Origin of the sequence: Candidatus Leptofilum sp., assembly GCF_965223525.1 — a bacterium.
In the GTDB taxonomy this organism is placed as follows: Bacteria; Chloroflexota; Anaerolineae; order Promineifilales; family Promineifilaceae; genus Leptofilum.
The window spans coordinates 152,643-178,896 of the sequence record NZ_CBDCWX010000004.1; the positions used below are offsets into that span (position 1 = coordinate 152,643).

The window sequence follows — 26,254 nt, forward strand, 5'->3', positions numbered from 1 at the left end:
TCAAGAAATACGCCAGATTCCGTCGTATTTAATGATGTTGATTGTTATTTCACTCTCACTCTCTATAAAATGAATAGAAAAAGTGTAATTCCCAAAGAAAAACTCTTCAGTTTCAATAGTAAACTCATCTTCTGAAGGTATTTGATCAACGAGCCGAGACAATTTTGGGTCTGAAATTTCATAACTTTCAGTTATCAAGCCCGTTTCCTGAAATTCATCCACAAAATTGCGGACAACAGATTTGTGTAGCGCGGTGCTGTATTCCCCTGCACAAATTAAGGTTGTGATGAATCCTATTGGCAAGATAATGAGAATGCCAACAATTGTCAAAATAAAAGATTTGGTTGAATTTGCATATTTGTAAAGCGTTGCACCAGTTAAAACAATGATTCCTAAAATGGCCCAAGCAAAAATGAAAATAAACCATTTTAAAAAATCGGCAGGAAAGGCCAATACCCCAATCAAAAACCAAATCAAGTAAAGAAGAATAAGCCAGTGTCGCTTGAGTATTTTGTTCAGGATAATGCTCATGTTTTTGACACCATTGAGAATAGACAGACACAATCTGTCATATCCAAACAACAATTGTCAGAAAAGTATAACATGGGGAAAATTGTACACAAGCGGTATGTAGAGACGTTACATTGCAACGTCTCTACGGGCGTAATCGGGTATTGGAAAAAGGAGCATTGATGCACAAAAGCGATATCGAAACATTGATTGCGTACAACTTCTGGGCAGATAACGAGATATTGACCGCCTGTGAGCAAATTTCCGTAGAGGATTTTATACGTTCGGTGACGCCAGACCCCGGCTGGCACAGCCTGCGCGGCACGCTGGTGCATCTGCTGGATACCGAGTACGGCTGGCGCGTGGCTCTGCAAAATCTACCGGATACGGGTGTTTTAAGCGAGGAAGATTTCCCCGATGTGGCTAGCCTGCGGGCACGCTGGCAGCGGGAAGAGGCGGCGTGGCTGGCTTACATTGCCAGCCTAGATGATGCCACTCTGAACGCCGTTTGGCGCACGGAAGACAATATTCAGCGGACCCGTTGGCAAACGATTCTGCATGTGATTAATGATGGCACTTACCATCGCAGTGAAGCGGCTGCTATGTTGACTGGATACGGCCGTTCCCCCGGCGAGCTAGATTTCGAGGGATATTTGGTCTGGCGGGGGATGTGAGGGGAGATACAGCCTACCCCTTGACTTCGAGCGCACTCGAACTGTTACAATGCCCGCAAATGAGCAACAGAAAAGATTTCAAAAGTCTCCAAGGCAATTCGCTTAACACCAGAGAGAAACAAGACTTTTGAAATCTACAATGCGTGCTATAAGTTAGGAAAATTGCATGGAACAACAGCTTACGATTAAACAGGCGGCGGAGAAAATGAGCTTGACGGTTTATACGCTTCGCTACTATGAAGAGATCGGCATTTTGCCTGGTATTCAGCGCAATGGCAGCGGCCACCGCGTGTATGATGAACAGGATTTGGGCTGGATTAGCTGGATTAAGCTGCTCCGCAGTAGCGGGATGCCCATTGAAACCATCCGCGAATTTGTGCAGCTAACTCGCTCTGGGAATGATTCCATCCCCGCCCGCTGTGAAATTTTGGACGCCCATCGCCAAAAAATTAGAAACCGCATTGAAGAACTACAAGGCTTTCTGGCAAAGTTGGATGACAAACTGCAATTTTACCGAGGCTTAGAAGCAGAGCTTTAACCGTCATTTCCGTGAAGACAGGAATCCATGTGCCGCAAAAAGGTGGATACCCGCCTGCGCGGGTATGACATTATCCAAAAGGAGCAAAAAAAATGGAATACACAACGCTAGGGCGCACTGGCGTGCAGGTCAGTCGCCTCTGTTTAGGCTGCATGAATTTTGGCGGCCGTACCAACGCAACCGACGCTATTCAGATTATTGACCACGCGATTGATAGCGGCATAAACTTTATTGATACGGCCAACGTCTATGGCCATGAGCCGGGCAACTACCATGAAGGACGCGGCCGTAGCGAGCAAATCGTTGGCCAAGCACTCCAGCCCAGCAGCAAGCGCAGCAAAATTGTGCTGGCGACCAAAGTGCATTACCCCATGCACGCGGAGCCAAATGGTGGGGGGAATAGCCGTCGCCATATCATCGAGCAGTGCCACGAATCACTGCGCCGCCTGAATACGGAGTGGATTGATCTGTACCAACTTCATGCGGCCGACCCAACTGTGCCGATTGATGAAACATTACGTGCGCTGGACGATCTCATTCGGGCAGGCAAAGTGCGCTATATTGGCACCAGTGGCTTCCCAGCCTGGAAGCTCATCGAGGCTCTGTGGGTGGCAAAGGAGTACGGGCTGAATCGCTTTGTTTGTGAGCAGCCGCCCTACAATTTGCTGGATCGGCGCATTGAGCGGGAGCTTTTGCCCATGGCGCGAAGCTATGGTTTGGGGATTATCCCTTGGGCACCGCTGGCAGGTGGCTTTCTCACAGGCAAATATCGCCCAGATGAGGCCGTGCCGGAAGATTCGCGTTATAGTGAGTTTTGGGAGCGGTTTGGCCGGGAACATTATCGGCCGTCTGTGTTTGAGGTGGTAGAGATGGTAACGGCCGTTTCCCAACAAAAAGAATGCACCTTAGCCCAACTAGCACTTGCCTGGCAGCTTCACCAACCAGCCATCACTGCACCCATCATTGGCCCACGCACATTGGCGCAGTTAGAAGATGCGCTTGGTGCGTTATCGGTTCCGTTGACACAGGAAGAGTTGCAGAAGATTGACGAAGTTGCCAAACCAACCCAATTTACCGTCTCTTATTACGGTGGCGAAGACGAAATCTGGCAAGGCTGGCAGCCAACCCAATTCCGTTGGTAGGTTCGAGGTGACAGGCACCTCCAAGAAGTATAGTATGGGGAATTTTGTGCATAAGCAGAAGTGAGATTTGTACGGAAAGCGCTTAGCGACTTGTTTCGTCATCGTAAGCCCAAACGGAAAGCTCCGGCGGTTCCTGCCCAAGCTGGCTGAGGATGGTAACAACGTGGGTGCGGTGTTCGTTGGCGTGATGAATGGCCTGCACCAAAGGCACCACGGCACGAAGGTCGTGATCTTCACCCTGATAGGCGACTTTTAATGTTGTTTCGTATGGGTCTTCTTGAGCAATTTCAATTAGCATTTTGCCGCTATTTTCAGCGTACTGGCGCAGGACATCAATGTCAGGCAGAGGATCCCGGTCACTTAACGGCCGTTCCGGCTTCACTCCTGTCAACAAAGTCACATAATGTCCTTCGGCGGCCAGCAAATGAACGAGGGTGTTTTGGATACGGCCGTACGTGCCCTCAGTTTCTGCCTCTAATTGTTCTGGTGTCAATGTTGAACAAGCATCCAGCAAGCGCAAATTAGCCCACAAATTATGCCTGAACATTTCAACGAGGGTTGAGTCCATAACTTTTCTCCTTGCCATCAGCGAATAACCTTAATGGCTAGTCTAGATCGTAACTGATGCCCGCTTCATCCAGGCGTCGCATTCGCTCCCATTCGGGGATGTCGCCATCGGCTCCGGCATCTTTGAGCACCATGATTTGCCGCAGCTCGATGATTTGATCGCGTAGCTGGGCTGCTTTCTCAAACTCCAAACTTTGCGCGGCAGATTTCATTTGCTTTTCCAGTTCCTTGATCATCTGATGCAGCTCCGCCTTAGGCAAATCGGCCGCGGTGGTGTAGGTGGCTTTGCCTTCCGCTACCATCGCTCCCTCTTGGTACTCTTCGGCGATGTCGTCGGTCAGATCGCGCACAGCTTTAGAGATGCTCTTGGGCTCGATGCCGTGGGCTTCATTGTAGGCCATCTGCCGTTCGCGCCGCTCGTTGGTGGTGTCAATCGCTGCCTGCATCGAGCGCGTAATCTTCTCAGCATACATGATGACCTTGCCCTCGACGTGCCGGGCCGCACGCCCAATTGTTTGCGTTAGCGACGTTTCCGAACGTAAGAAACCCTCTTTATCGGCATCCAAAATGGCTACCAGAGAGACTTCCGGCAGGTCCAACCCCTCGCGCAGCAGGTTGATGCCCACAACCACATCGAACACGCCCATCCGCAAATCGCGCAAAATTTCCGTCCGCTCAATCGTGTGAACTTCAGAATGTAGGTAATGGACTTTGACGCCCATTTCCAGCAGGTAGTCGCTTAAATCCTCGGCCATGCGCTTGGTGAGGGTAGTGACGAGCACCCGCTCCCCACGCCCCGTGCGCTGGTTGATTTCGCCCAGCAGGTCGTCCACCTGCCCTTTGGCGCTACGAACCTCCACTTCTGGATCCAAGATGCCGGTGGGGCGGATGACCTGATGCACAATTTGGCTGGAATGCTCCATTTCATACGGCCCCGGCGTGGCACTGGTGCAAATGACCTGGTTGATGCGGTCATTGAACTCGTCAAAATTTAGGGGCCGATTATCCATTGCGCTGGGCAGCCGGAAACCGTAATCCACCAACGTTTGCTTGCGGCTGCGATCCCCAGCATACATGCCGCGCACCTGAGGGATGGTCATGTGGCTTTCATCCAGAATGAGCAGGTAGTTGCCGGGGAAGTAATCCATCAATGTCCAGGGCGGCTCGCCCTGTTTGCGCTGATCCAGATGGCGGCTGTAATTTTCGATACCTGAGGTGAAGCCAATTTCGCGCAGCATTTCCAGATCGTAGCTGGCACGTTGCTCGATGCGCTGCGCTTCCAGCAGCATATTCTTCTCTTTGAAGTAGGCGATCTGCTCGTTTAGCTCGTCTTCGATGTCGTTGATGGCCTGTGCCAGCTTGGCCTCATCGGTTACAAACTCGCGGGCGGGGAAGATGTCTATTTTGGCCATGTCCAGCAGCACTTCGCCCGTCAGGGCGTCAAATTCGCTGATGCGCTCTACTTCATCTCCCCAAAACTCAACGGAGTAGGCCGTTTCGGCGTAGGCAGGGAAGATTTGCAACGTGTCGCCGCGCACGCGGAAGGTGCCGCGCCGCAGTTCCAAATCGTTGCGGTCGTACTGAATGCTGACCAGGCTTCGCAGCAGCGTATCGCGCCGATAGCTGCCGCCGCGTTCAATGCCGACGGTGACCTGTCCCCACGTTTCCGGGCTGCCAATGCCGTAAATGCAGGAGACGGAGGCAACGATAACCACATCCTGGCGACTCATCAGGTTGGCCATGGTTTGTAGGCGCAAACGGCCGATTTCATCATTAATTTGCGTCTCTTTTTCGATGAACAGGTCGTGGCGCGGCACGTAGGCTTCTGGCTGGTAGTAATCGTAGTAGCTTACGAAGTAAGAGACGGCGTTCTTGGGGAAGAATTCGCGGAACTCACTGTAAAGCTGGGCGGCGAGGGTTTTGTTGTGGGCAATCACCAGGGTGGGGCGCTGGGTTTGCTGAATGACGTTGGCCATCGTGAACGTTTTGCCGGTGCCGGTGGCACCCAGGAGCGTTTGAAAGCCATCCCCGCGATCCATCCCTTCGACAAGCTTTTCTATGGCAACTGGCTGGTCGCCCATCGGCGCAAAATCGGATTGAATTTCAAATTTAGGCATGTTTACCCTCTAAAAAATCTTTTGGGTCTTCGACAAAAAGTAAGCCTGATGTAGGCTTTGATCAAAGATTTCGCAGATTTCGCAGATTATTGAATCTTTGCAATCTGTTAAATCTTTGATGATGATAGACCTTTCAATTTTAGCTTTTATTCTTGACAGCCTCTGTCATAAATGAAAATTTTGAAGTAACTACTAAGCCTCTCGCGCTGTGGCCGGTGTCCCACCGTGCCACCTCTGCTGGCAAGGTCAGGAGACCGGCCACAGCATCAGCAGCTATCTTTTGAATTAGAACGCAAGTTCGTAATTCTACCACAATTTGCGGCTATAAGCCGCGATTTTGTGGCAATTTTCAGGATCGTGTCACGTTTTGCCAGGGCTGTTTGTCTTAATTGGCAGAAAGGCGTTATGGGACGCGGATGAACGCGGAAAACGCGGATTGAAAGGTAATCAGCGTTAATTGATGTCCAAAATTTAATGATTGATGTTACGCACTTCCTCTGGAAAAGATTTCAAAAGTCTTCTCGGTGATTCGTTCAACACCAGAGAAAATCTAGACTTTTGAAATCTACGCTGCGTAACATGAGTTAATGAGGTGAAATGATGACGAAACAAGCGACGAGAATATTGGTTTTAGGTGGCGGGTATGCTGGGATTATGGCGGCCTTGCGGTTGGCGGGTAAAACAAAGCGGCTGAATACGCAAATTACGTTGGTGAATGGATTAGATCATTTTGTGGAACGGCCGCGTTTACATGAGGCAGCGATTGGGGCAAAGATTCGGCAGCCTGTCATTGCTCATTTACTGCGGGGAACGGCCGTAACCTTTGTGCGCGGCTGGGCAACGGCCATCGATCCAGATGTACAAACGGTTGCCATCAAAACAGATGGGGGTGAGGAAACTTTAGGCTACGACTATCTGGTTTACGCTTTGGGCAGCCAAACCCGGCGGCAGGGGGTTCCGGGCGTGGCACAATTTGCTTACACGTTGGATGCAGTTGGGGAGCGGGCGACCGACGCTATGCAAAACCGACTGAACAAGCTGTCGTCTGGCGAGACGGTGGCCGTTGTGGGCGGTGGCGCAACTGGTTTGGAGGTGGCTTGCGAGGTTAAGGCGACCTATCTGCAGTCGGCGGTTAAGCTGGTGACGGCGGGAGCCGCTGGTGATTTTAAGGGAGAGCGGATTCAGATGCACTTGCTGGAGGCGTTGGCGGAGCAAGGGATTGAGCTATGTGAAAACAGCCCGGTGCAGACGGTTCGTGAAGATGGGGTGCAGTTGCAAGACGGCCGTTTCTTGCCAGCGGCAGCGACGATTTGGTGTGGCGGATTCCAGGTGCCAGGTTTGGCAAAAGAGGCTGGTATTCCCGTCAATGGACTGAACCAACTGTTAGCCGATCCATTTCTGCGCTCAACGAGTTATGCTAACATTTATGCGGTTGGTGATGCCGTGAGCCCCGTGAAAGACCCAGGCACTCCTGTGCGGATGAGCCTTTTTGTGGCTTTGGTGACGGGGGCATTGGCGGCAGATAACCTTACGGCCGTTCTCAAACAAAAATCGCAGCGGCCGTTGAGCTTTGCCACTTACGGACAGGCGGTTGGCATGGGGCCGCACGATGCAGTTGGCTTCAATACTTTCCCGGCAGACCGTGCGGTTGGCCCCATTTTTCGGCGGAAAACGGCCGTGCGCCTGCGTAGCTTTTTTGTTTGGCTGCTGCTGGCCTTTTTGAAGATTGAACGCAGGCTGCCTGGCTTTTTCTTCTGGTTTGGGAAGGGGCGATTTTCCCGACAGCAGAAGAAAATGGGGAAGATGGAAACGGCCGTTGGAAGATTGGAGAGTGGAGATTAGAGATTGCATGGCCAAATCATTAGCAAGCCATTTTGAAACATATCGCCCGCTGCTCTTTGGGCTGGCCTACCGCATGTTGGGGACGGCATCCGAGGCAGAAGACATTGTGCAGGATGTCTATTTGCGGGCGCGGGAAGTGCCAATTGCCCAAGTGAAAAATGCGAAGGCGTATCTAACGACGATTGCTACCCGCCTTAGTCTGAACCGACTCCAGTCGGCCAGCCAGCAGCGCGAAACGTACCTCGGCCCTTGGCTGCCGGAGCCGGTGCTGACCACCCATTTGCCTGAGTTAACTACCCCACAAGAACAAATGATTTTGCATGATTCAATTTCCATTGCCTTCCTGACGCTGTTGGAGAAGCTGTCTCCAGCGGAGCGCGCGATCTTCTTGCTGCATGAAGTCTTTGCGTACAGTTACGGTGAAATTGGGGAAATGCTGGAGAAATCAGATGCGGCTTGCCGTCAGTTGGGGCGGCGGGCACGACAACACATTGCTACCAGCCGCGCCCGCTTCGATAGCAATCCAGCTGACCATGAGCGACTGCTGCAGGGCTTTTTGCAGGTGGTGGAGGTTGGGGATTTTGCTGGATTTTTGGCGATGCTAACGGAAGACGTGACGCTGATGCCAGACGGTGGTGGCGAACGTGGCGCGGCTATTCGAGTATTGCGCGGTCAGCAATCTGTAAGCCAATTTATGATGGGGGTGCGAAAGCTATCGCCGCCAAACCTGGAAGCCAAAATTGTGTCGCTAAACGGCCGTCCTACAATCCTGCTCACGGCCAGTGGCAAACCGTTTGTGGTGATTTGTGTGTATGCGGTAGACGGCCGTATTGCTCTCATTCAGCTTATTGCCGGGAAGAAGCTGGCACATTTACGAATTTAATCTTAATCGTCCTGGCCGAAGTAGGCATTCCAGGCGTCTAAATCTTCGTTGCTAAGTTCGTGAGGGTTGGAGGATTTTTTCTTTTTAGCAGCTGGTTTTCTAGTCTTTGGTTTATCAGCGGTTGGTTTGTTGGTGGTTGGTGCTGCCTGCTTGGGTTCGCCGCCGAAGAGGGTGAGCCATTCGCGCAGTTCCTCATCGCTCAGTTCAGGATTTTTGCGGTCGCTGCTGGCTGGCGGTTTTGGGGTGGCTGGTTCGGCTTCCGGTTCTGGCTCTGGTTCGGGGAGGGGGCGATTGGGAGGGATTGGTTTGGGGCGGTTGCGGAGCGCATTTTCATCCACAGGGCCGAACAGGTCGAGCCACTGTTCAACTTCTGCATCGCTAATGATAGGATCGTCATCCGTGACGGTGGGACCAGGCAAGATGTGTTCTTCTTTGTCGCCATTGAGGCGGTGAGCAAACTGCTCGCTGCGAATGTGGGGCATTTTTCGCTTCTTGGCGGCGTTGATGATTTCTTGGTCGCTACTGACGAGGCGGTATTCGGGTGGGTTGTTGACGCGGTTGATGCGGGCGATGATGAGGGAATCGGCCGTTTTGCCTTTGGAGACAAATATCACTTTGACTTGTGAGTTGGAGAGGTTGACGTTGTGGCCACCGGGGATGCCGCCATCAAAATAGACGGTGACGACGCGCTTGATAGATACGGCCGTCCACTGCCGCAGCTTCAAAATCAGTTGAATTTCATCGTCGGGGTCGCTCAAATCAATGTCTGGCAGTTTGGCAATGAGGTTGTGGCCGTCAATTAGGTAGTGCATGGGATTAAGTTTGCAAGTGTGCAGGTTTGCCTGTTCGGCTTATTTTAACACCAGCGGGAGAAATTGTTTATTGGAAAGTTGTGAGAGATCAATGTACCAGGAAACGGCCGTTGCCTCCGATCTAAAAAAATCTTGCAGCATCCCGGCCACTTTAGCCGCGCCATCATCAGAAGGATGGGTGCCGTCTCCCACAAAATCGCTGCACAGCCAGGTGAGGCCGTCGCTGCGTGGCATGAGGCCATCTGCCCAAAGATACGGCCCCCAAGCCAGCCACGGCGCATTCACTGTTCCCAACATCGGATCATAGTTCAGGTCTGGATTGCCGTTAATTTGCTCTTCAATGAGCCACTTGACGGCAAAGCCGCTTTGGTACGCTTCTGGCTCCGGGCTGAGGTCGGTAGAGGCGTAGCCAGCGTAAATGCGGCTGGAGAGGTAGATGATTTTCAGATTGGGGAAGCGGTCTTTGGCAATTTGCACGATGCTTTGCAACTGGTTCTGTAAAATTTCGGCATCGGTAGGGAAAATTTCGCTGGGATCAACATCGCTGCGAACCTGCTTGAGCCAGATGATTTGCACCTGCTGCGGTGTCAGGCCGTCCATTGCCAGCCGCTGATCCACATTGGGCCAGAAATCATCGGTGGGGTTTGAGATTTTTTCTGTTGTTTTGCCGCCTTGCGCTCCGTTGAGAATAGCGACGTTGGCGGCGCGCAGTGAGTGATTTTCTGCCAGGCTCATAAATGCCTGGAACTCCTGGGACGTGTTGGACATGCCGATAGAGACGAGGACGATACGGCCGTTTCCCACATCCACTTGCCCGGCACTGTTCAATGGCTGGATGCTGTTGGCAATCGCCAAACCGGCTGCGGCGTGGGCAGTGGGTATCTCGTTGCTGCCGTTGGGGTATAGGCCGCCCTGACTGCCCAAGTGTGTTCCCGCGCCTAAATCATTCAGCGGCACAAAGCCCACCGAGGTGACGCTACATTCCGAGGCAAACGTTTGGCTGGGGTGAGGGATGGCAAGGGTGAGCAGGGTAAGTGCTAAGAGTAGAAGAGTGAGTTTGGCTTGGTTTGGCATATACCGAAATGAGTGTGTGTTTTTACCTCCATATTTCAACCTGAAATTCAGGGAAAAACGCCCTAAATTTTTCGAGGATTTCTCTCCTTAAAGAATCCATTTCATGGCAGGCGTTTGACGATAAAAAGTAAACAGGACAATCTTCACGACCACAGCCACAAGCTCTAATTGCACCGATTCTCAAAAGATTTTCAAACGAAGCACGCAGCTTTTGTAGATCAACTACAATCTCTCTCAAAGTGTCTCGTACTTCTATGTCTCGGATCTCGTTTAGAGGAGGAAATCTCTTGATTATGGTTCCATCACGGAGCCTGTGAATTCCTGTTTGGAGAGCTTCAATGGTGTCGCCGATGGCCTTTTTGAAATGCGGCAAGTTGCTTTCGCGATAGAAAGGAGTTGTAAAGGCAGGTCTGTCAAAACAGGAAGCATAAGCTGTAAGTATCTTGTTATCGTCGAATTTTTCGTCTTTTAGAATAAAAGCAGAAATTTCTGACACACTTTCGGGGAAAGCTTCTCCTTCACAAAATCTACGAATAAGAGAAGGAGTGTCCTTTCGAAGCCTTTCTTCAAATTCGGTTCCGCTCCAGATTTCCACGGCGAATATGCCTTTACTTTTTGCATATTCGTCAATACGATTTCTCATATTAGCTGAAATCTTCCCTCCAATAATTAAAACAAACTTGCTCGGCACCTGATTAGGCCCAGAACATATCTTATCAATGTCTTCTTTAGCTTTTTTAAATGTAAGTCTTTGATGATTGGCACATTGATAACAGATGGTAGAAATCCGATGTCGATTTGATAAAACTCCCCAAATGTCCCTTCCACGATCCGAACCAAGTTGTCCGTACCACTCAATCAAATCCCATTCTTCTGTACGAAGGAGATAGGCGAATGCTAAACGCTCGAACTCATAACCGCTACGATCTTCAAAATGGATAGGTTGTACGATTATTTCTGGCATCAAAAATTCCCCAAAGTTGACTCAGAACTTATAGTTAGAATCTACCAAAAGTTGATTAAGGTAAGGTTCGACTTGCCAAAATTGTTGGAGTTGAGTGTATTCGGCCATTGCTTGCCCTGAGTTTGCCGAAGGGGCCGTTTCTCCCCCGCTATCACCTTTCTTCACAGCCCGCAAAAGCAGATTTTTGGGCGTGTGGTCTGGCGAAATGAACTCCATCGCCGACACTTGGTAGCCGTGCATCCGCAGAATGGCGGCGCGGAAGGCGTCGGTGAGGATGTCGCCCAGGCGTTCGTGCAGCAGGTTATGGCGCAAAACGACTAGACCAAAGCAACCTGTAATCGTTTGCCGAGGGCGAGGGCTGCTTTTTCAAGCGTGGTCAGCGTAGCAGATTCATTACTTGGGTCGAGCAATCTGTCCACAGCGGCACGGCTAGTTTGCATTCGCCTCGCCATCTCCGCTTTTGACAATCTTTGTTGTTCCATTAGCTGAGAGATTTGGAAAGCAATAACGCGCTTGATGGCAACCGCTTCTGCCTCAGCTAAAAGGCCTTCCTCCGCTAAAAAATCATCCAACGTGTCACCGATATGTTTCTCGTCCATATTTATCCTCGCAGTACCTTCAGACGCTGTTTTGCCAGTTGTAGATCACTTTTAGGCGTTTTTTGTGATTTCTTAATGAAGCCATGTAGCAAAATCATTCTGTCGCCATCAACGGTAAAAATAACTCTAGCGATACGGTTCTGGATTCTGGAGCGTACTTCCCATAAGTCTCGTTCTAGCTTGCGAATAAGTGGCATACCAAGCGGCCAACCAAATTGGGCAGTTTTTAGATCGTTGCCAATAACTTTTCTATCTTCGACGGGCAATCCTTTTAACCAATCACGAACAGGCTGCTTATTATTGGCTGTTTTGAAAAAGTAGACCTGTAAGCGCGGTTCGCCATTCATGCTGCGAGTGTATCATTTTTGGTACGCTTGAGCAAGATAAGAATGCAGCGGTTTTCACAATTTGATTGAGAGGAGTTGAGCAAGGTATGGTTCGACTTGCCAATATTGTTGAAGTTGGGCGTATTCAGCAACTGCTTGCCCTGAGTTTGCCGAAGGGGCCGTTTCCACTCCCACATTATACCCCTTCCTCACCGCCCGCAATAGCAAATTCTTGGGCGTGTGGTCTGGCGAAATGAACTCCATTGCCGACACTTGGTAGCCGTGCATCCGCAAAATGGCGGCGCGGAAGGCGTCGGTGAGGATGTCGCCCAGCCGCTCATGCAGCAGATTGTGGCGCATCACGGCGTTAAATTCAGAGGGAGACGGCCGTTCCTTTAACTGCACCTGCAAATGATGATGACAGCATGGCGCGGCAATAATCACCTCGCTTTGCCAGCGAATGCCTTGCGCCAGCGTGTCGTCGGTGGCTGTGTCGCAAGCGTGCAGCGCCACCACAATGTCCGGCGGGTGGTCGGTTTGGTAATCAACAATCATGCCCTGCTCAAATGTTAAACTGTCCCAACCGAGTTGAGCAGCAATCTTTTTGTTTTTGGCGATTAGCTTCTCCTGCCCGTCTACGCCGACGATGCGGGCTTGCTTGCCCAGAATGTTGTGCAAATAATGGTAAGCGGCAAATGTCAGGTACGCGCTACCGCAGCCAAAATCAATCATGCGGATCGGTTCTGGCAGGGCGGCAATCGCGTCAATCTCATCCAGAATTTTGAGGAAGGCGTTGATTTGCTGGAACTTGGCGCGGTGATTGGCTTTGACACGGCCGTCCTTCCGCATCACTCCCATCACTTTCAAAAATGGAATATCTTCGCCCTCAGACAAAATCGTGTTTTTACGCCGATCGTGCGCCAGATCAACTGTCTGCGGCTTTTCCGTCGCCTTGCGATTGATGATCGGTTTCCCCTTTTTGCTCAAATTGATTTGAATCGTTTCGGTTTGGGTGATGATGTGGAAGTTGCGGAAAGGGAGGTTGAGGGCGGCGGTGAGGTGGGAAACGGCCGTTTCCCCTACATAATTCTTCACAATGTTCTGTTTGGCATCAAAAAAGGAAAATTGCAAATGCCGCTTGCCCCGTACTTCCACCGGGCGCAGCTCCAGCCGCTGCCAACGAATCGTCTGCCCCCGCTGCCGCCCGCTAAAGGTGGCTCGCACAAAGTTAGCTTCGTTTAAAACGGCCTCGCGTATTGTCTTTTGGTAATCGGTCATATTTTGCTGATGTCATACCCGCGCAGGCGGGTATCCATTTCCCAAAGCGTGGATTGCCGCCTGCGTGGCAATGACAGTGTAGGTTGTTAAGCCTCGACCATCCTCAAAAATCTCTGTGTTCTCTGTGGCTAAAGAATTTCCAAATTGGCAAAGCTAGCCGCCAGCCGCTTCACGCCCACATCGGCAAAGGCCACCGACACTTCCTCATCGTTGCCCGTCAGCTTGCTCTCGATGACCGTGCCCTCGCCAAACTTTTTGTGGCGCACTTTTTGGCCTGTTTTGTACCTCGCCACTTGCGGGCCGGATGGTTCAAGCGCGTCCCCCTGATGGCGGGGTTGTGGCAGGTTTGATGGACGGTTAGCGATTCGTGATTGGTTGCTGGTTTGGGTGTTGTCTGCCCAGGAATAGCTTTTTCGGCTGACAGGGCGAGAGGCACCACGATTTGATGACCGACGGCCGCTTGATGAGCGATTTGAGCCAGATGAAGATGACCAGTTCCAACTGCTTGCCTGTTGAAATGTGGATTCGCGCCGCTGTTTGGCGGTGCCACCTTCGGTTAAATTCATCGGAATGTCCTGCAAAAAGCGGGAGGGGATAGCCACCTCTGTTTGGCCGAAAAAGGTGCGGCGGAAGGCGTGGGTGATGTACAAAACATCTTTGGCGCGGGTAAGGCCCACATAAAACAGACGCCGCTCTTCAGCCATCGATTCGCTATCTTCCATCGAGCGGCTGTGGGGCAGCACGCCATCTTCCAGCCCGGTGAGGAACACCACGGGAAACTCTAGCCCTTTGGCCGCGTGCAGCGTTAGCAGCGTTACCGCTTTGGGGTCGTCTTCCAGATCGTCCGTCTCGGAGACGAGGGCCACTTGCTCAAGAAATTCACCCAGCGTCAATCCCTCGCTCATCAGGGCCACACCGCGCAGTTCCATCACGTTAGCCCAGCGATCTCGCGCTTCGTCTATGTCTTTGGCACTGTTTTCGATGTAGTCGCGGTAATTGGTTTGCTCCAAAATCAAATCAAGCAGGTCGCCGACGGTGGCCGAATCCCGCACCACAAGCCAGGCGTTGAGCATGTTACCAAAGTTACTGAGTGCGTTGAAGGCACGGCCCCGGAATGAATGCTGCAAGTCGGGGTCCGTTGCCAGCCGCACCACCGCCTCGCTGGGAGACATGCTGTTGTAGAATGCCCACTCCTGCAAATTTTGTTGCGTTTTGGCTCCAATGCCGCGTGTGGGCGTGTTGATGACGCGGGCTAAGCTCACAGAATCGAGCGGATTATGCACTAGTCGCAGGTAGGCAATGACGTCCTTCACTTCACGCCGCTTGTAAAATTGGGTTGCGCCTACCAGCTTGTACGGCATCTGAGCGCGAATAAACGCTTCTTCCAGCGTGCGGGATTGAGCGTTGGTGCGGTACATTACCGCCATTTCACCCGGCGAGTAGCCTTGCAGTCGCAAATTTTGAATTTGGCTCAGCACCACGTCTGCTTCTTCCCGCTCGTCGTACACTTCGCGCACGGTGATTTTTTCGCCGCCTGCGCGGGTGGTGAACAGCTCTTTGTGGACGCGGTTTTTGTTTCGCTTAATGACTGCTTTGGCCACGTCCAAAATGACTTGGGTGGAGCGGTAATTTTGCTCCAGCAGGATCAGTTCTGCGTCCGGGTACGTTTCGCGGAATTTGTTGATGTTGCGGTAATCAGCCCCGCGCCATTTGTAGATGGATTGGTCGGAGTCGCCCACGGCGAAGATGTTGTGTCTGGCGGCGGCCAGCCTTTGCAGCAGGCCGTACTGTGCGGTGTTGGTGTCTTGAAACTCATCTACCAAAATGTATTTGTACCGCTCCTGGTATTTTTGCAGCACATCGGGCCGCTGGTCGAACAGGAGAACGGTGTTCATGAGCAGGTCGTCAAAATCCATGGCGTTGTTGGCGATGAGGACTTGTTGGTAACGGCCGTAAACCCGCTTAGTCACTTCGGCAATGTAATTCCCGGCGGCGTACATTTCCGCAGTAATCAGCTCATTTTTGGCATTGCTGATACCGTTGAGCATCTTGTTAACGGGGAACTTTTTGTCGTCCAGGTTCAAATCTTTCAGGGCTTGCTTAACAACTTGCTGCTGATCGGCCGTATCAAAAATGACAAAATCCCGCTGGTACCCCTCTAAATTATCGGTTTCCTGCCGCAAAATGCGGGCGCAGGTGGCGTGGAAAGTGCCCATCGTCAGGCCACGCGGACGGCCGTCTAGCAGTTCTTCAATGCGGTGGTTCATCTCGCGGGCCGCTTTGTTGGTAAAGGTGACGGCCATAATTTGCCACGGGGCTACGTTCATTTCCCGGATCAGGTGGACAATTCGGTGCGTCAGAACGCGGGTTTTGCCGCTGCCCGGCCCGGCTAAAACTAAAATGGGGCCTTCGGGGGCGGTAACGGCCGTAATTTGTGCTTCATTCAAGCCATCAAGGTAAAAAGTCATGAGGTTATTGTAACGTGACACGGGGGGTTCGTCATGTCAAAATGGCGTGGTTGATTTATGAATTGGCACTCAATATCCTAACCCTGCTGAACGGGCTTTGATGATCGCCTGAGCGCGGTCGGCAACCTGAAGTTTGTTGAAAATATTGGAGATATGGTTGCTAACAGTTTTGTTGGTGATGTGCAGCCGGGCGGCAATGTCGCTGTTGCCAACTCCTTGGGCGATGAGTGTCAGGAGTTCCCGTTCGCGCTCGGTGAGTTCTGGGAAAGGGACCACGGCCGTTTCCATTTTTTGCCCTTTCCGAAAAAAAGTTGTCAATTTGCTGGCAATCTTCGGCCCGAATAACGCTTGTCCCTCAGCAACGGCAGTTACGGTTTGCAGCACTTCTGCCTTGTCGGCCCCCTTCAAAATGTAGCCTCGCGCTCCGGCGCACATCGCTGCAAAGAGTGAATCATCATCTTCTAGCATTGTAAGCATAATGATGCCAATCTTTGGCTGGTCTGCCAAAATACGGCGCGTGGCTTCGATGCCGTTCATATCTGGCATTTGAATGTCCATCAAGATGACATCCGGTTTTGTGGATTTTGCTTGAGCGATGGCTTCCTTACCAGTGCCCGCTTCACCAATAACGGCCGTTTCTGGCGCAGCCTGCAATAAAGAAATCAGCCCCTGCCTAAATAAATTATGATCATCTACGACTAAAATGCCAATTGATTGTTTACCCATGATAAATAAATCCTTCCTTTGGGTTAGAAAGGGGCAGTACGGCCGTTACATCCATCCCACCCCCTTCATTTTTCATAACCAACCCCCCCCCCAACTCTTCAGCGCGTTCGCGCATAGAGTGTAAACCTAGTCCAGATTGAAGGTTAGCCGGTAACCCGATGCCATCGTCACTAACTTCGATGCGTAATTGGGATCGGCTTCCAGTCTCCACGCATAAACTCACGTAACACTGCTTCGCCTGAGCATGGCGCACTACATTTGTAATTGCCTCCAGCACAATGCGATACGCGGCCACTTCCACAGCAGCAGAAAGGGCGGGCAGCGGGTCAGGGATAGTCGTAACTTGGATTTGCAGCGGGTGACTGCTATTTAGCTGGGCAATATGCGCTTGCAACGCGCCCACCACACCCAACTCATCGAGCGTTGGCGGACGTAATTCATACACCAGCCGCCGAATGTCAGCCACTGTCTTTTGATTTTGGGATTTTAGAGATTGCAAGAGGTCGGCCGCTGCCTGTGGGTCTGTTTCCAGCAGATCGAGAGCGGTGTCTAAAGCAAAGGTTTGGCTAGCCAGCGTAGGGCCGAGCCCATCATGCAAATCGCGGCGGATGCGGCGGCGTTCTTCCTCACGGGTGAGGACTAATTTTTCACGCGATTGCTGCAAGGCAGTGGCTGAACGTTGCAAAGCGGCCGTCAAACGTACAGAATAAGCCATCGCACCCGCTTGTGCTGCTAGGTGGTTGAGGAGCTGCTGCTCATGAGCAGTAAAAGATTCTCCTGGCGAACGGGGCGACACAACCAGATTCCCCACAGGCTCATTCTGGTAGCGCAGAGGGAGTTCAATTGTATCTGTCACAGCCTTTCCTGTAGCTGCGCCCCCTAATGCTCCTTGCTCGTCGGCCAATTTGACGGCGACATAAGGAAGTTTGAGCGTGTTGGCGATGGTTTGCACGACTGATTGGAGCGTGGCTTCCGGAGTGGCAGTTGTTTGTAGCTGTACTCCCAATTTCGACAGGACTCCATACGGATCGTCTCTATCACCAAACATGAGCCGATTGGCAGCGCGCTGTAGTCGTTCACGAATTGGTTGGAATAGAACTGCTATCAACCCGGTTGCCAAAAGGGAGATTATTAGATTGTTCTGTGATCGCCACAATAGGCTGAAGCCGCCAACTAACAGGGTGTAGGTTAAGAGGATAATAGCTGTTAATCCCCCATAGACCAATGTTCGGTTGATGAGAATGTCAATTTGCCAAAGCCGGTAGCGTAATAAGGCAATCGTGATTGTGATCGGTATAACGACAGGTGCTAAAGCAAGGAACAGAAACCCCAACAAATGGAACGTTGTTGTAAGTAATAAATCGAATTGGGTCAAAATTCCAATTCCTAGCAACCCGCTATTCGCAAATATGAAGCCAAAAATGACCCACTTTGTTTGCTGTTTCTGCACCTCGTTAAAAATAAGCCGATAGCGAAAAAGTTGGGCGATAATTCCAACAATAACGACCAGGACAAAGGTGAAAGCGGGCCAGATGGCTGTTGAACGGTGTAAATTGAGTTGGGGAAAGGGAATCCATAACAGCATAAAAATGAACCAAACAATAAAAAGCAATTTGGACTGTTTGGGGTAAAAACGGCCGTTCGGGAATAAGGTCAAGAAAAGGATTATGGATCCAAACATCCCGATTTGAAAAACGGTAACAGGAATATGCCAAATCGCTGCCAAAACGGGCAAACCAACAATCGCAGGCGTAAATCCAATACCAACTGACAGAAACATCCATGAGGCAACGATACCCATGACATCATTAGATTTTCTTTTAAAAATATACAACCCAACCCCGGCAAATATGACGGCTTGCCCATATGAGGCAAGCAAAACCCACACACCGAAATCCGGGTGGGTGATGAAAATGTTTTCATTTAATAATCGGGAAATAGCCAAATCAGAGAATTGTGAAATTTCGGCCGGATGTAAGAAGGAGCCTAATTTTGCCTGTTCGATTATGCCCATCACAAATAAGATGCTTACCAAAAGCAAATTGATAATCCAGCCGATTCTGAGTTGCTTCACCAACACAGGTTGCGAATTTTTATGAGGGTAGAAAACTGTTTTTTGGACGGGGATTAGGTGATTGACTTTACTATCTAGCCAGCGATGCAACGGCCGTATCCCTAACATGACCACCGCAGTCGCTACCACAACGGCTGCCCCATTGCTTTGCGAACCAACTGCTAATGTGCCGATACCGCCGACAAGGAGAATGTATACGGCCGTTATCAACGCCGTCAATCCGCCATACACCAATGTCCTGTTGAGCAAAATGTCCACGTCCCACAAGCGGTAACGCAAGATAGAAAGCGCCATGGCCGCTGGCAGAGCCAACGCCAAAAGCAGGTAGAGCCCACCTGCCACGAGTGTGAACAGCACTCTGTTTACGGCCGAATTGTTAATGTTGGGATTGTTTATCAGCAGTAAGGCACTGATAATTGAAAAGAACACCAGAATGGCGAATCCAAACAGCACCCACTTCATCTGCTGTTTTTCCAATGGAGTGGCGTGGCGGCGATAGCGTACAACTTGCCCTGCAATTGCCACAGAGAACCAGGCAACGCTAATCAACAACCAAATCGCGTCTTGCCAACTACGCGTATTGGGCAGCACGGCCGTATCGGCCAGCATCAGTGGACTCCTCATGAGTATACCAATCGAGAAGACAGCCCATGATATTAACAGCCACCGCGTCCATTTGGGTTGGAAACGGCCGTTGGGAAAGAGGCAAAAGACCGCCATCAGTATCCCCATAATCATCAGGCGCAGGGCGGATATGGGGAATGCCCACTTTGGATTTGCAAATTGCAGCCCATCAATAAGAGGGGGAACAAGCCCAAACAGCGTGAAACCCAGCGCGACCAGCATGGCAAACCAATCATCTGCCCGCTGCCAAACAATCAACCCTGCGACCAGTAGTGAACCCACAATGACAACCAGTTCCCAGCTAACAAAGTAGATAGCAAAAAAGGTGAGTGATAGCCCCAACGCTTGCAACCCAGCTTCATAGTTATAAATATCACTCCGCAGCATTTCGTAGCGCAGTGGGGTAGCCATGGCGAGCAGAACAACAACGGCCGTTGTTACGACAAACCAAACAGTGCGGAAAACGGCCGTTTGATTAAATTCTTTCAAAAGCAGGATATCTAATCGCTGGTTTTGGTTCTCCATACAATCATCGCCTAAATCGTTTGGCGCATTATAACATCTGCTTCTTCAATGGGTTTGGTTGAAAACAGGATATATCCAATGTATCTATGAGTAGCTTTCTTTGTAGCCTAGCAAGCGACCGATACCGCCCACCAGTTTGATGATGAGTTGAGTAATAGGGATGGGAATATTAGGGGGGTAACTGTCGGCCAGAGGGGCAATGACGGCCAATTGCAGCAGATTGGGCAAACCATTCCTGCCCACCTTGCCCTGCTCTGCTAGCCCAAAAATTGTTTCCCAATAGGTTTGCAGCTGTCCTGGCGGGCGCACATCGGTGATAAAGCGCAACGCTCCATCACCCGCGTTCCAGAAAGTGTGCGGCGTGCCGGATGGAATGTAAACTTCTTCACCCGCACCCAACAGCCGCCGCTCACCGTCCAAAACGACTCCTAGTTGGCCGTCTACAACCTCAAACCGCTCTGCACATTGCGAATGAATATGGAGTGGGATGGCTGGCTTTGTTTCTGGTACTTCTACGGCGTACATGATCTGCAACAGCTTACCGTTGGTCTGATCGGCCGTTTGTAAAAATGTAACCCGGTGTCCAATGGCCGGATTCCTAATTGTTTTGTTCATTTTCCAAATCTCCAATTATTTTTCTGCCACCAACAGGCTGCTGCCGGGTGCCTGCCGCAGTGGGTGAAATTGAATATTCCTAAAATTTGTGTCGTTGAGCAGGTTTGTCAATTCATTGCGGGTGAAGGTACGGCCGTCTGCAAACAGGTAATACATCAGCCCCACCAGCTTGATAATGGCGTTGGTGGCGGAGCCAAACGCTTTGCTCGCCACCTGATCGAAAATAGCGACCTTGGCACCCGGCTTGAGCGCGGCGTGGGCTTTTTGGAGCAATTTTTGATTGGTCTCCAAATCGTAATGGTGCAGCAGATTAAAGAGCAAGATGCCATCCCACGCCGACCCCCATTCTGCTTGCCATAGGTCGGCGGCATACAGGTCTACTCGGTCATCAAGCTCTGCTACCGTCACATTTTGCCGTGCCGTCTCCAAAGCGATTTCGCTATCCATAATGGTGGCACTGAGTTGGCGGTGTGCTTGGCAGAAGTGAATAGTAAACTGGCCGTGCCCGCCACCCACATCCAGCAGCCGGTTGGCCGTTGGCGATAGACCCATCTTTTTGACGATGGCCGGCCCGACGAGATTGGCATTGCCCTGCATCATGCGTTGGTGAGCGTCGCTGAGTCCAGGGGTTGTGGCGGTGAATTGGTAGAAGTCGAACGGCCGTTTTCCACTTCTCACCACCTCCGGCGCATGTGGCCACAGTTCTTGAAAAAAGTTATCAAAGGAGGTCATCGCAGCCGTCATATCCATCATCTTGTTATCGAGGAACCATTTTTCCGTTATGGAGGTATTGTGGTAACGGCCGTTCCGTTCTGCCACATATCCAATCGCGGCTAATGCTTCTAACAAGCGGTGCGTTCCTCGTTCGTGTAGGTTGAGGTGCTGGGCTAACTCGGCGGGGGTAAACGGCCGTTCCGCCAAAGTGGCGAAGAGGTTAAGGTGAACGGCCGTGCTTAAAGTTCGAAAAGCTAACGCCCCGGCCAAATCCAGCATCGGTGCTGGGGCAGCGTTCAACGAAAAAAAGGCCGTGCGTTCCAAAAAGTTGGGTTGAATAGGCATGGTAGTCTCCGGTTATTGGTAATCGGTTATCGGTAGATGGTTGACCGATTACTGAACACTGTACACTTCCCGGCTTCCCACCGTCATGGGGGCAAGCTCCCATATTGGCCGGGAAATCAGAATGCGAGCAGAGACTGTCTGCTCCTTTTGCATACCGGAGGAGATTTTTAAGTGACTACGGTCTTTTTGTTTATCTACCCTAAAGGGATCGAATACCCCGCTGTTTGCGGCGGGATAGTTCATTTGCTTATGCAGAATGGCGTTTGTTCAGCGCACACGGTACGCTGGAGCGATTTTGCTGCTGCGTTTACAAAGTAACGGTTTGCCGAATGGTTCCGGCACGGGGATGAACGGCCGTAATCTCTACTTCCGCCCCTGGTTCTGCCTCAATGACCCACTCTACCTTTGCTCTTTCACTAGTAGAGTCGCCGTTCCAGATGGGGGCGGTGCTTTTGTGGTCTCGCCCGGTTAGCTGGCCGCACACTGTTTTGGGCTTGCCCGTGAGCAATTTTGCGCCTTCTGGCAAGGCAATGTCCACTTCTAGCTGGCGTACCACCTTCATCTTTAGTGCCTGTTTGGTAATGTTGGTAGGGAGCCAGCCGGTGTTTTGGATAACGGCCGTCACCCGATGTACATTCTTTGAATGTTTATTCCCCGAAGACTCTTTTTGTATGCTGTGCCATTCTAATTTTGGCGAAACCAGACAGGAGTAGAGAGCAAAATCGGCTAATGGCGCAATCTCTTTTTCCAGCAGCCTGTATGGTGGGTTGCGCCACGTTACAAAGAAGTCCCAGCCGCCTAGCTCCACCTGGCCGAGCTGCGGATGGTCAAATTCATACCAATCTACATATCCTTTGCCATCCAGCACATCATCATTCCACTTCATGATGGCAAGGTCATCTTCCAGGGGATGCTCGCGGAACCAATCCATATATTTGTAATCGGTAATACCTGCCTGTTGCTGCACGCTCCAAATTTCGCACGTCCAGCCATAGACGCCCAAAAATTCGTACATCCAATCGTCAAACGTGCCTTTGATGTACTCTTTGGGGTCATATTTGAAGTCGTGGAAGACGGAGACGGCTTTGTAGCCAGTCATCTCTTCTGCTTTTTTGCCCAGCTTTTTGTAGGTATACAAATCTTGGGTGGGCAAGGTGTCGTCGGCTCCTTTTGTGGGTGGGCGCAGGTAAACGCCGCTGAAGGTGTGAAAGCTCACCGAGCCGGTAATGTTGGGATGGTCGGCAATGAAGCGCATGGGAGCGGCCGTTTCTGGTTCGCTGCCGGGGTAATCGCCCGCGCCGCGCTGGTTGGGTTCCCAAAAGACGGGGAACTGGCGATTGAGGTCTAGCCCTTGCACTGGTGGCGCAAAGTTGATAGTCAGACCATCATAATTTTGAATTTGGCCTTCAGGGAGCAGGCGGTAAAAGTCACCGCCGGGCGGCTCGTCTGCCTCACGGGGAATCATGAGGCGGGGGTCTTCTGGGTGAATTTTCCAGTTGCCGTTGGGGTCTTTGAGGCGCATTTGCAGGATACGGCCGTCGCCATCCACATCTTCCTGGTGCAGCCCATCTAGTGCATCCATGCGGGGGTACGGCTTGGTACTGCTGCGGATAAATTTAGGCACATCTGCCAATGCCCACTCTGCGCCATCTGGATTTAGACGCGGTACAATGTAAAATGCCCGCGAGTCCAGTGCGTAAGTTACTTTGTCATCTTGGCCGTACTGGGTAAGCAGCTTATGGATGAGGTAGAGCGCAGCGGTTGAGGCGGAAACTTCGGTGGCGTGGATGTTGCCATCGGCCCAGTAAGCCGGCTTTTCATCGTCTGCCCCGGTTTCAAAGTTAGTGAGGATCATGAGCCAGATGTCGCGCCCTTCATAACTCTGACCAATGCTGATGAGCTTGCAAAGTTTGGGGTATGCCTCCGCCCATTGCTTGAGGAAGGCGGTCAGTTCTGCGTAACGGTAGTAGGTATCAAAGCGAATTTCTTGCGACACGAATCACTCCTTTTTTGCGGGATGATGAGATTATAGCTTGAATTAGGTGATTGTCTAACGTATATCGCGTATTCCGTGGTTTTGTTTTTGTGCAATATGGTGCATCGGCGCAAAATATGTGCCAAAAGCGTAAAAAACAAATGAGTAAAGGAATTTAGGATAGAAATGCTATAGACAGACGGCCGTTTCTGGCACAAAATGATAAGTAGGAAAACGGCCGTTGTGTGTTTTTCCCCTCGCTCAAAATAAAGTTTGGTTATTTGCTGTGACTATGAGGTCAAAAGTGTATGAACGGTTTGGAAAACCAACAATCAGACAGAAATCTTCATAACGAAATTGGTATGTTGCGCCAACGCATTGCTGAATTAGAGGCAAACCAGACTGGCCAAGCCTCAACAAACTATGCTGACTTCCTGTTTGAAAACTCTGGTGAAACCATTCTCATCATTGATCCTTACACCATGAAAATTTTAGACGTGAATCCCAATGCTGCCCGAAGGTTAGGTTACCGCCGGTCTGAAATACGCCAAATGTCATTGGATGAGATTGAAATGCCCCGCCTGCTCAATGCAGAAGATGCTGAAACCACCTGGCAATCCTCAGTTTCTGGCACCTACTTTTATGAAGGGCAATATCGGCATAAGGACGGCACGCTGATTCCTGTAGAAGTAAGCAGTCGCCTGGTTTATTGGGAAGGGCAAGACGTGCTCATCAACTTTGCCCGCGATATTCGCTGGCGCAAAGAGGCAGAGCTGGCACTGCGCCAGGTGAACAGCACCCTGGAAAAGCAGGTGCGTGAGCGCACGGTCGAGTTGGCGGCCGAGAAAGAAAAGCTCGAAGCTGTCTTGGGTTCCATTGTCGAAGCCATTGCCATGACCGATACTGAACAGCGAATCCTTTATGTAAACAAAGCATTTGTCTCCATAACTGGCTTTAATCAGGCAGAAGCATTGACGACCCGCTTTGACTCATTTTTTGATCTCTCGGCACAAGACCGGCAAGCGCAAGCAGATGCGTTTGCTTTGGGCATTGCCTGGTCTGGAGAAGTGAAAGGCTGGCGCAAGGACGGCCGTACCTACCCCACAATTTTAACGATAGTTCCCATCCAGAATGATACGGGCCAAATTACGGGCTATGTTACCAGTCATCAAGACATCAGCCGTTTTCAAGCGTTGGACAAAGCGCAGTACAGTTTTATCAATAACGTGACCCATCAATTGCGAACACCCCTTACCAATATCAAGCTATACACCGAACTGCTGGAAGGTGGCCTAGCTAACGGCAAATCACAGCACTATTTACACGTTTTGGCCTCGCAAGCCGAGCGGCTAGAGCATTTAGTGCAAGATATTTTGGAGCTAGCCAGTTTAGATAGCTCTAACAATGTGTTGGCTTGGCGAGAAACTGATGTGGCTGAAATGGTTTTTCAAATGTGTGAAGGGAATCAGGTGCGTGCTCATCAGCGGCAGCAAACGCTTCGCTGTTACATCGAAGAAGGGGTTCCGCCGGTTACGGGTGATCCTGCCCGGTTGCGGCAGGCAGTGGGCGAGCTTCTGGATAATGCACTGGCATACACACCTACAGGTGGGCACATTCAGGTAGAGGTAGCGGCACCTTTTGAAGATAAACGCCAGTGGCTCACCGTTACCGTGTCTGACGACGGGCCTGGCATTTCTGAGGAAGAGCAGAAGCATATTTTTGAGCGGTTTTTCCGGGGTGCATTGGCAGAGCAGGGGCAGCTTTCAGGGACGGGGTTGGGTTTGTGTATAAGCCAACAGATAGCACAGGCGCATCATGGGCACATAACGTTGCATAGCAAGTCTGGTTCAGGTGCTAGCTTTACCATTTGGCTGCCGGTAGATGTGCCTGGATGAACGGCCGTTACCCTGTCTTAAATACCAAGTGAGCGTAATAAACACCACAATTGCACCCAACATTTGCCAGCCGGATGAGAGCCACTCGTTGAGCAGCAAACTACCCACGATTAAGGCGCTAACAAGACGCGTAGCCATCATGCTGCTCACCAGTGGCGCACCTAGCCGCTGAATAGAACGAAGTTGTCCCAAATTAGCCCCCAGCAACACCCCAATAGTAAACAGCCCAAATACGAGCCAGTCGCCCGGTTGTAAATGACACCAATGCCCCCAATCTTCCTGAAAAATGGCGCTGGTAACGCCAGAAAAAAGCGTAAGTGCAGTCAGGTGAACCAACAGCAGCGACTCGCCGGAAGCATGATGTCGTTCAGTGCGCCGGGTGACGAGCATGTACAGTGCTAGAAACAGGCTGCTGGCTACTGCTAAGCTGATGCCTAACCAATCGTTGCGGGCTACGGCCGTTTCTGACGATACAGTTCCCAAATTTCCAGACATAATAAGAACTGCACCCAGTAAGCAAAGCGTCAATGCTTTGAAGGTGTGGCGCGGTAGCTGCTCACGCAGCACCAGGCGACTGAGCAAAGCCACAATGAACGGCGTCATCAGGTAGATAAGCTGGGCGTAAGTGGCCAGAGTGTATCGTGTAGCCAGCAGGTTGGTGATACCACGTAGCACCACTAAGCTGCCAAACAACCACAGCAGCGGCAGCCGAAAGATGCGCCATTCGATTTGCCGCCAGCGTGCGGCTAAAACCAGCAATAGCACCAGACAGTTGCCTATAGCCAGTAGTGACAGGCTGGGTATTTGGCTAACAGTTTGCAGGTAGCGCAAAAATACAGGGTAAGCGCCCCAGCCTAGCTGGGCAATAAGTGCCAGGGTAAGCCATTGCCGTTGGGAGGATGGTTGTTGAGGAGCCATAAGCGGCGGATTATGGCACGGGGTCTAAAGGCTCGCAACCAGACGCGCC

Annotated in this window: 23 protein-coding genes; 6 read left to right on the forward strand and 17 right to left on the reverse strand. The window is 51.1% G+C overall.

Features of this window, described 5'->3' with window-relative positions:
- Complete coding sequence (locus ACOQPM_RS00815) at window positions 1–531, reverse strand: hypothetical protein (RefSeq protein WP_420627323.1); 531 nt, start codon at window positions 529–531, stop codon at window positions 1–3.
- 161 nt (window positions 532–692) lie between these two features.
- Here ACOQPM_RS00815 and ACOQPM_RS00820 point away from each other — a divergent pair, with 161 nt between their 5' ends.
- The 3 genes from ACOQPM_RS00820 to ACOQPM_RS00830 all read left to right on the forward strand — a co-directional run bounded on the left by ACOQPM_RS00820 (window position 693) and on the right by ACOQPM_RS00830 (window position 2,864).
- On the forward strand, window positions 693–1,184 hold the full coding sequence (locus ACOQPM_RS00820; RefSeq protein ID WP_420627324.1) for a DinB family protein: 492 nt from the start codon (window positions 693–695) through the stop codon (window positions 1,182–1,184).
- 166 nt (window positions 1,185–1,350) lie between these two features.
- Window positions 1,351–1,722 carry a MerR family transcriptional regulator gene (locus ACOQPM_RS00825; protein ID WP_420627325.1) on the forward strand — a complete coding sequence of 124 codons (372 nt, stop codon included), beginning with the start codon at window positions 1,351–1,353 and terminating at the stop codon, window positions 1,720–1,722.
- A gap of 92 nt (window positions 1,723–1,814) precedes the next feature.
- Complete coding sequence (locus ACOQPM_RS00830; protein WP_420627326.1) at window positions 1,815–2,864, forward strand: aldo/keto reductase; 1,050 nt, start codon at window positions 1,815–1,817, stop codon at window positions 2,862–2,864.
- 82 nt (window positions 2,865–2,946) lie between these two features.
- Here ACOQPM_RS00830 and ACOQPM_RS00835 read toward each other — a convergent pair whose 3' ends face one another.
- Both ACOQPM_RS00835 and uvrB read right to left on the reverse strand, forming a co-directional pair.
- A complete protein-coding gene (locus ACOQPM_RS00835; protein WP_420627327.1) occupies window positions 2,947–3,432 on the reverse strand; it encodes a DinB family protein in 486 nt (161 codons plus the stop codon).
- A 37-nt stretch (window positions 3,433–3,469) separates the two neighbouring features.
- Window positions 3,470–5,548: an excinuclease ABC subunit UvrB gene (gene uvrB / locus ACOQPM_RS00840; RefSeq protein ID WP_420627328.1), complete on the reverse strand. Its 2,079-nt coding sequence runs from the start codon at window positions 5,546–5,548 to the stop codon at window positions 3,470–3,472.
- Between the two features lie 597 nt (window positions 5,549–6,145).
- Between uvrB and ACOQPM_RS00845 the strand changes: the two genes are divergently transcribed.
- Both ACOQPM_RS00845 and sigJ read left to right on the forward strand, forming a co-directional pair.
- Window positions 6,146–7,390, forward strand: a complete 1,245-nt coding sequence (locus tag ACOQPM_RS00845) for an NAD(P)/FAD-dependent oxidoreductase (RefSeq protein ID WP_420627329.1) — start codon at window positions 6,146–6,148, stop codon at window positions 7,388–7,390.
- Window positions 7,391–7,397: 7 nt separating this feature from the next.
- Window positions 7,398–8,273 (forward strand): RNA polymerase sigma factor SigJ, encoded by an 876-nt coding sequence (gene sigJ / locus ACOQPM_RS00850; RefSeq protein ID WP_420627330.1) that lies wholly within the window; start codon window positions 7,398–7,400, stop codon window positions 8,271–8,273.
- Window positions 8,274–8,275: 2 nt separating this feature from the next.
- Here the strand turns inward: sigJ and ACOQPM_RS00855 are convergent, their stop codons facing one another.
- The 13 genes from ACOQPM_RS00855 to ACOQPM_RS00915 all read right to left on the reverse strand — a co-directional run bounded on the left by ACOQPM_RS00855 (window position 8,276) and on the right by ACOQPM_RS00915 (window position 23,413).
- Window positions 8,276–9,085 carry an NYN domain-containing protein gene (locus ACOQPM_RS00855; RefSeq protein ID WP_420627331.1) on the reverse strand — a complete coding sequence of 270 codons (810 nt, stop codon included), beginning with the start codon at window positions 9,083–9,085 and terminating at the stop codon, window positions 8,276–8,278.
- Window positions 9,086–9,124: 39 nt separating this feature from the next.
- Complete coding sequence (locus tag ACOQPM_RS00860) at window positions 9,125–10,159, reverse strand: hypothetical protein (RefSeq protein WP_420627332.1); 1,035 nt, start codon at window positions 10,157–10,159, stop codon at window positions 9,125–9,127.
- 22 nt (window positions 10,160–10,181) lie between these two features.
- Window positions 10,182–11,123, reverse strand: coding sequence for a hypothetical protein (locus ACOQPM_RS00865; protein ID WP_420627333.1), 942 nt, complete (start codon window positions 11,121–11,123; stop codon window positions 10,182–10,184).
- 21 nt (window positions 11,124–11,144) lie between these two features.
- Complete coding sequence (locus tag ACOQPM_RS00870; RefSeq protein WP_420627334.1) at window positions 11,145–11,435, reverse strand: hypothetical protein; 291 nt, start codon at window positions 11,433–11,435, stop codon at window positions 11,145–11,147.
- Between the two features lie 5 nt (window positions 11,436–11,440).
- Window positions 11,441–11,722: an XRE family transcriptional regulator gene (locus ACOQPM_RS00875; protein WP_420627335.1), complete on the reverse strand. Its 282-nt coding sequence runs from the start codon at window positions 11,720–11,722 to the stop codon at window positions 11,441–11,443.
- 2 nt (window positions 11,723–11,724) lie between these two features.
- Window positions 11,725–12,069, reverse strand: coding sequence for a type II toxin-antitoxin system RelE/ParE family toxin (locus tag ACOQPM_RS00880; RefSeq protein WP_420627336.1), 345 nt, complete (start codon window positions 12,067–12,069; stop codon window positions 11,725–11,727).
- Between the two features lie 54 nt (window positions 12,070–12,123).
- The gene (locus ACOQPM_RS00885; RefSeq protein ID WP_420627337.1) at window positions 12,124–13,326 is read right to left on the reverse strand and encodes a class I SAM-dependent methyltransferase; all 1,203 of its coding nucleotides are present in this window, start codon (window positions 13,324–13,326) and stop codon (window positions 12,124–12,126) included.
- A 128-nt stretch (window positions 13,327–13,454) separates the two neighbouring features.
- Window positions 13,455–15,815, reverse strand: a complete 2,361-nt coding sequence (locus ACOQPM_RS00890) for an ATP-dependent helicase (protein WP_420627338.1) — start codon at window positions 15,813–15,815, stop codon at window positions 13,455–13,457.
- Window positions 15,816–15,863: 48 nt separating this feature from the next.
- Window positions 15,864–16,520 (reverse strand): response regulator, encoded by a 657-nt coding sequence (locus ACOQPM_RS00895; protein WP_420627339.1) that lies wholly within the window; start codon window positions 16,518–16,520, stop codon window positions 15,864–15,866.
- A complete protein-coding gene (locus tag ACOQPM_RS00900; protein ID WP_420627340.1) occupies window positions 16,513–19,743 on the reverse strand; it encodes a histidine kinase in 3,231 nt (1,076 codons plus the stop codon). Before ACOQPM_RS00900 ends, ACOQPM_RS00895 begins: the two co-directional genes overlap by 8 nt.
- 84 nt (window positions 19,744–19,827) lie before the next feature.
- A complete protein-coding gene (locus ACOQPM_RS00905) occupies window positions 19,828–20,358 on the reverse strand; it encodes a cupin domain-containing protein (protein ID WP_420627341.1) in 531 nt (176 codons plus the stop codon).
- A gap of 15 nt (window positions 20,359–20,373) precedes the next feature.
- Window positions 20,374–21,417: a methyltransferase gene (locus ACOQPM_RS00910; protein WP_420627342.1), complete on the reverse strand. Its 1,044-nt coding sequence runs from the start codon at window positions 21,415–21,417 to the stop codon at window positions 20,374–20,376.
- 307 nt (window positions 21,418–21,724) lie between these two features.
- Window positions 21,725–23,413: a M14 family metallopeptidase gene (locus tag ACOQPM_RS00915; protein ID WP_420627343.1), complete on the reverse strand. Its 1,689-nt coding sequence runs from the start codon at window positions 23,411–23,413 to the stop codon at window positions 21,725–21,727.
- A gap of 287 nt (window positions 23,414–23,700) precedes the next feature.
- Here ACOQPM_RS00915 and ACOQPM_RS00920 point away from each other — a divergent pair, with 287 nt between their 5' ends.
- On the forward strand, window positions 23,701–25,287 hold the full coding sequence (locus ACOQPM_RS00920) for an ATP-binding protein (protein ID WP_420627344.1): 1,587 nt from the start codon (window positions 23,701–23,703) through the stop codon (window positions 25,285–25,287).
- Here ACOQPM_RS00920 and ACOQPM_RS00925 read toward each other — a convergent pair.
- Window positions 25,240–26,205 carry a DMT family transporter gene (locus tag ACOQPM_RS00925; protein WP_420627345.1) on the reverse strand — a complete coding sequence of 322 codons (966 nt, stop codon included), beginning with the start codon at window positions 26,203–26,205 and terminating at the stop codon, window positions 25,240–25,242. The two genes, ACOQPM_RS00920 and ACOQPM_RS00925, sit on opposite strands and share 48 nt — an antisense overlap.
- Between the last annotated feature and the right edge of the window lie 49 nt (window positions 26,206–26,254).